Annotated in this window: 5 protein-coding genes and 1 pseudogene; 5 read left to right on the top strand and 1 reads right to left on the bottom strand. The window is 74.4% G+C overall.

All coding sequences use genetic code 11. The annotated features are described in order from the left end of the window. Positions 1–172: 172 nt before the first annotated feature. The 4 genes from ACWDCZ_RS38400 to ACWDCZ_RS38385 all read left to right on the top strand — a co-directional run bounded on the left by ACWDCZ_RS38400 (position 173) and on the right by ACWDCZ_RS38385 (position 4,644). Positions 173–946 (top strand): NADase-type glycan-binding domain-containing protein, encoded by a 774-nt coding sequence (locus ACWDCZ_RS38400; protein ID WP_449818367.1) that lies wholly within the window; start codon positions 173–175, stop codon positions 944–946. Between the two features lie 28 nt (positions 947–974). Further along, positions 975–1,994, top strand: coding sequence for a winged helix-turn-helix domain-containing protein (locus tag ACWDCZ_RS38395; protein WP_449818366.1), 1,020 nt, complete (start codon positions 975–977; stop codon positions 1,992–1,994). Between the two features lie 127 nt (positions 1,995–2,121). Continuing rightward, a complete protein-coding gene (locus ACWDCZ_RS38390; protein ID WP_449818365.1) occupies positions 2,122–2,490 on the top strand; it encodes a hypothetical protein in 369 nt (122 codons plus the stop codon). A 99-nt stretch (positions 2,491–2,589) separates the two neighbouring features. After that, positions 2,590–4,644, top strand: a complete 2,055-nt coding sequence (locus ACWDCZ_RS38385) for a transglycosylase domain-containing protein (protein WP_449818364.1) — start codon at positions 2,590–2,592, stop codon at positions 4,642–4,644. 59 nt (positions 4,645–4,703) lie between these two features. Here ACWDCZ_RS38385 and ACWDCZ_RS38380 read toward each other — a convergent pair whose 3' ends face one another. Further along, entirely contained in the window at positions 4,704–5,195 is a 492-nt protein-coding gene (locus ACWDCZ_RS38380) for a hypothetical protein (protein WP_107086501.1), read from the bottom strand. Between the two features lie 302 nt (positions 5,196–5,497). On the opposite strand from ACWDCZ_RS38380, the pseudogene ACWDCZ_RS38375 reads away from it, so the two are divergent. Further along, positions 5,498–5,694 (top strand): annotated as a pseudogene (locus tag ACWDCZ_RS38375) (serine/threonine-protein phosphatase); the annotation flags it as partial.

The raw sequence follows: 5,694 nt of genomic DNA, 5'->3' as shown, positions 1-5,694 counted from the left end.
GTCGACGTGACCGCGCAGGCCCCGCTCGGCCGCCCGCTCCCGCCGCTCGGCACCGACCCGAACGGCCCCTACCCGCCCGCCTGCCCCGGCCCCGGCCGCCGAACCCCCGGCCGCCCCCGACCCCGCAGCGCAGGTCCCCGGTGCGCAGCCCCCCGCAGCCCCGGCCGACCCGGTGGCCGTCCAGCCCGCCAAGCCGGTCGCGCCCCGCCCCGTCAGCCGGGCGACCGAGGCCGTCGAGACCCAGGACGGCCCGCCCTGCCCCAGCTGCGGCACGCCCAACCTGCCCGGGCGGAAGTTCTGCCGCCGCTGCGCCGCACCGCTGACCCCCACCGAAGCCGTCGCCGAACTGCCCTGGTGGCGCACCCGCTGGCCGTTCCGGCGCCGGGTGCAGATCGGCGGCTCGGGCAACGCGCTGCGCCGCACCATCGCCCTGCTCGCGCTCGTCGCGGTGGTCGTGGCCGGGGTCCTGCTCTTCCCGGCCGGTCAGCGGGTCTTCCAGGACGTCCTGGACAAGGTCCGCGGCACCGCGCCGATCGCCCCCGCCACCACCTCGGCGAGCGCCGCCGTCGAGGGCCACCCGGCCACCCTGGCCGACGACGGCCTCAGCAACACCTACTGGGGCGCGCCCGCGATCGGGGACTCCGTCACCTTCTCCTTCCGCGGCCCGTTCCGGCTGGTGGACCTGATCGTCCACACCGGGGCCTCCCCGGATCCCCAGCAGTTCCAGCAGCAGGCCCGCCCCGTCGTCCTCACCCTGGAGGTCACCGGGAAGGACGGCGAGGTCCACACCCAGCAGGTCCCGCTCAACGACCAGCCGGGCCCGCAGACCGTCCAGACCGGGATCAGCGACGTCACCCAGGTGAAGCTCACCGTCCGGGAGGCCGCCGGGACCGGCGCCGGCCGCGCCATCGCGCTCGCGGAGGTGGAGTTCTTCAAACGCACCTGACCGCGTCGCCCGCCACCGGAGGGAACCCATGGTCTACCGGATCCACTTCACCTCCCAGGACCTGGCCAGGACCCGGCCGGCGGGTCCGATGCCGTTCGCCGAACTCCTGGCCGCGGCGCGGGCCCTGCAGGACCGGAGCCGCGCGGCGCGGCTGGACCCGTGGCGGCGGAGCGTCCTGGGGCGGCTGCCCGAGCGGGCCCGGATGGCGCTTTCCCTGGCACCGGCGGACGGCTGGGGGCCGACCTTCCTGATGCCCGCGATGGCAGGCCGGCCGGAGGAGCTGCTGGAGCGGGTACGGGCGACCCCGGGCCGGCTCGTCGCGGCGGAGCTGGCCGCGATCGCCGAGCACCAGCCCGTCCCCGGGTGGGCCCGCCGCCTGGCCGAGGACGGCGCGCTGCGTGAGGAACTCGCCCAGAGCCTCGGCCTCCTCTACGAGCACCTGGTCGGCCGCTACTGGTCGCGGATCACCGACTGCTACGCCGCGGACCGGGCGGTGCGGATGCGCCAGTTCCTCGGCGGGGGCGTCGAGCTGCTGCTCGCCGGCGCCAGCCCCCGGTGGATGCGCTGGAAGCCGCCGGTGCTGGAGGTCCGCAGCAGGGTCGACCACGACCTGCGGCTCCAGGGGCAGGGCGTCCTGCTGGCCCCCTCGGTGTTCGCCAAGCGGGCCATGGTCAGCGACGACTCCCACGGCCTGCCCCAGCCCGCGGTCACCTTCCCGATCGACGACGGCCGCCCCGCGGGCTGGCCGGACCTGCTCGGCCCCGACCCGGCCCCGGCGGGGTCGGGGCCCACCGTGACCGCCCTGCTCGGGCGCACCCGGGCCGCCGTGCTGCGGGTGATCGCCGACCACCCGGGCTGCTCGACGAAGGAACTCGCCGCCCTCGCCGGGATCACCCCCTCCAGCGCCAGCGAACACGCCACCGTGCTGCGCGAGGCCAGGCTGATCGGCACCTCCCGGTACCGCAACACCGCGCTGCACAGCCCGACCGCGCTCGGCCTCGGACTGCTCGGCGACGCGCCCGACGTGCCCGGTTCGTACGGGAGTTGAGCGGTGCGTCCGTGATTCGGGCCAGGCCGAAACACGTCGAGCGGCGGTGCCCCGGACTCCGAGACTGAGGTGCGGGCGCCGGACCCGGCCGCCCGCACACGACGTCACTGCTCCCAGGAGGTCCCCCATGCGCTTCGTCCACAAGGCCGGCATCGTCCTCGCGGCCGGATTCGCCGCCGCCACCACGCTCCTCGCCCCCGTGGCGAACGCCCAGCCGGCCATCTCGGCGGCCCCGTCCGACTGCCCCAAGGGCTACATCTGCGGCTACAAGTACAGCAACTACCAGCACCTCATGTTCCGCTTCAGCGACTGCGGCATCCTCCAGGAGATCCCCGACGGCCTGAACAGCGGCGGGTCCTGGTACAACAACCAGTCCACCGGCCTCAAGGCGAAGATGTACGGCAAGTCCAAGAACCTCGTCTACACCACGCCCGGCGCCCCCTACGGCGACCCCAACGCAGACTGGGGCCCGGTCTGGTACGTCAAGGCCTGCTGACCCCGCCCCACGGGCCTGCCGCCGGGTGCGCCGTCCGCGCCCGGCGGCGGGCCGGGCTTCCAAGGAGTTCCTCATCTGCGCCGCGTACGGTCACGCGTCATGGCGGAACTGCGGGTGGTGGCGGGCATACGGAAGCTGGGACACGGGACGCGGCTGGTCGCGGTCAGCGTGGTCGCCGGGGTGGTGGCGGCGGGGATGGTGCTGCCCGCGGTGGCGGCGGTCGGGCTCGGCGCGCAGTCGGCGGCGGACGACTTCCAGAGCCTGCCCGACGACTTCAAGACCCCTCCGCTGTCCCAGGCCACGACGATCCTCGACGCCCAGGGCGGCACGATCGCCACCGTGTACGACCGGGACCGCACGGTCGTCCCGGCGGACCGGATCTCCCCGCTGGTGAAGACCGCGCTGGTGGACACCGAGGACAACCGCTTCTACGAGCACGGCGCGATCGACCTCAAGGGCGTGCTGCGCGCCCTGGACAAGAACGCCTCCTCGGGCACCACCGCCCAGGGCGCCTCCACCCTCACCCAGCAGTACGTGAAGAACGTCTTCGTCGAGGAGGCGGGCGACGACCCGCAGAAGGTCGCCGAGGCGCAGCGGCAGACCGTGGGCCGCAAGATCCAGGAGCTGAAGTACGCGATCAAGGTCGAGGAGACCCTGAGCAAGGACCAGATCCTCACCAACTACCTGAACATCACCTTCTTCGGCGAGCAGGCCTACGGCATCGAGGCGGCCTCCCAGCGCTACTTCGGCGTGCACGCCGCGGACCTCACCCTGCCGCAGGCCGCGCTACTGGCGGGCCTGGTGCAGTCGCCGACCGGCTACGACCCGACGGTCAACCCGACGGCGGCGAAGGAGCGGCGCGACACCGTGCTGCGCAAGATGGCCGGGTACGGGCACATCACCCAGGAGGAGGCCCGGCAGGCGATCGCCGCCCCGCTCGGGCTGAACGTCCAGGCGCCGCAGCAGGGGTGCATCCTGGCCAAGCAGGGCGAGGGCTTCTTCTGCGACTACGTGCGCGAGACGGTGCTCACCGACCCGGCCTTCGGCGCGTCGGCCGCCGTGCGGCAGGCGGTCTGGAAGCGCGGCGGCCTGCAGATCCGCACCACGCTCGACCCGAAGGCCCAGGCGGCGCTCCAGGCCTCGGTCACCGGCCACGTCGACGCGGGCGACCAGGCGGCGAGCGCGATGAGCATCGTCCAGCCGGGCACCGGGAAGATCCTGGCGATGGGCCAGAGCCGCCCGTACGGCGTCGACGGCAAGCAGCACCAGACCCAGATCAACTACAACGCCGGCAAGGCCATGGGCGGCGGGCTCGGCTTCCCGACCGGCTCGACCTTCAAGCCGGTCGTCGCGGCGGCGGCCCTGGAGAGCGGCATCCCGGCCGACCAGGCCTACACCACGGACTACAGCATCCCGTGGCCGGCCATGACGGACTGCTCGGGCGGGAGGTTCCCGTCCTCCGGGCAGGTGCACAACGACAGCCAGAGCCTCACCGGCCGGTTCGACATGAAGTCGGCCATGGCGCAGTCCGTCAACACCTACTTCGCGAAGCTGGAGGCCGACACCGGCCTGTGTAACGTCGCGCGGATGACGAACAAGCTGGGCATCACCCAGCAGGCGGGCGGCGAGAAGCTCCAGGTGGTCCCGTCGATGACGCTCGGCAGCAACGACCTGACCCCGCTGACGATGGCGGCCGTCTACGCGGCCTTCGCCGCCCACGGCACCTACTGCGCGCCGACCGCCATCGCCTCGGTGGCCGGCCCCGACGGCAAGCCGCTCGCGGTGCCGCAGGCGAACTGCTCGGCGGTGATGTCGGCCGGCACCGCCGACACGGTCAGCGCGATGCTCAAGGGCGTGGTCGAGGACGGCACCGGGCAGACGGCCGGCCTCACCGGCCGGGACAGCGCGGGCAAGACCGGCACCACCAACGACAGCCGCCAGGTGTGGTTCGTCGGCTACACCCCGGAGATGGCGGGCGCGACCGTGGTCAGCGACACCGACAACCCCAAGCCGCTGGACGGCCAGCGGATCGGCGGCCAGGTGGTCGGCCAGGCCTTCGGCGGCACCCTGGCCGGCCCGATCTGGCGCGACGCCATGGACGGCGCGTTGGCGGGCACCCCGGCCGGCACCTTCACCACGGTGCAGCTGCCCTGAGCCGCAGGTGACCAAGGGCAGCCGGTGTCCCGTGGCACCGGCTCGGGGCGTCTGGTGACTCAGCGGTAGAGCGCCACCCGGGGCTCGACCGTGCCCTGGAGCGGTGCCTTCCCGACCACGGTGACCCGGTAGTGCGCGGTGAGGGTCTGGTGGCCGTGCAGGACGGTCTTGGCCGGGACGAGCCGGGTGTACAGCGTGCCGGTCTGGCTGCCGAGCGGAATGGCGCGCCAGTGGCCGTCGGGGGAGAGCACCTCGATCCGGATGCCCGCCGGGTTGAGGAAGGGCCCGTTGTCCGGCGACTCGACGAGGATCTGCGGGGCCACCGTCCGGTCGGCCGAGGAGTCGTTGCGGTACGTGACGGTGATCGGCCGGGTCGCGTGGTCGCGCGGCAGCGCGGTCTCGGGGAGCTCCACGAAGGACACCGGCGGGGCGGCGGTCGCGGTCCGGGCACCGGTCGCGGCCTGGGCCGGGGCGACGAGCGCGGCGGTCGGCAGGGCGGCGAGGGCCGCGGCCAGGGCCAGGCTCCGACGGGGGATCTTCAGGGTGCGCATGGCGCCTCCTTCGGCCGGCCGCCGGGTCACCGGTGGCGCCGCGTGGTTCGGGCAGGTCCGTACGGCACCACCCTGCCCCCTCACTCGGAAAGCCGCACGCGGTGGAGCGGTGGCGGGCCGGGCGGGGTGTCGCGAGCGGTGCTCCGACTGGGCCGAACGTGCGACCGCCGGACCCACCACGCCGCCGCACCGCCGCTGCCGTGACCGGGCCCCGTACCTTGGGCGCAACCTCCGCCGGGCGGCTGCGCGCCGGGGCGGGGCGCCCGAACAGCGGGGGACGTCGCGAGAACGGGAGGGACGGCTTGCGGGCGCGTTCCGTCGAGGAGCCGGGGCCGCGGCTGCCGGTGCTGATCAGGTACGGCCACTGGTCCTGGCTGGTGCCGCTGGCGGTGCTGGCGGCGGTGGTGGGCGTGGACGCGGCCACCCCCGTCACGTTCGCGTCCGTCAGCTGGCTGGCGATGGTCCCGGTGGTGGCCGCCGGGCTCTGCGGGCCGGCGGC

This window comes from Kitasatospora sp. NPDC001225 (assembly GCF_053597855.1).
Note: the sequence above shows the minus strand (reverse complement) of the source record. Positions and strands in the feature narration are given on the sequence as shown.

What these genes read in the sequence shown, in the direction of transcription:
- ACWDCZ_RS38390 (WP_449818365.1), top strand. Translation starts at nt 2,122, where the DNA reads ATGCGCTTCGTCCACAAGGCCGGCATCGTCCTCGCGGCCGGATTCGCC.
- ACWDCZ_RS38385 (WP_449818364.1), top strand. Translation starts at nt 2,590, where the DNA reads ATGGCGGAACTGCGGGTGGTGGCGGGCATACGGAAGCTGGGACACGGG.
- ACWDCZ_RS38395 (WP_449818366.1), top strand. Translation starts at nt 975, where the DNA reads ATGGTCTACCGGATCCACTTCACCTCCCAGGACCTGGCCAGGACCCGG.
- ACWDCZ_RS38380 (WP_107086501.1), bottom strand. Translation starts at nt 5,195, where the DNA reads ATGCGCACCCTGAAGATCCCCCGTCGGAGCCTGGCCCTGGCCGCGGCC.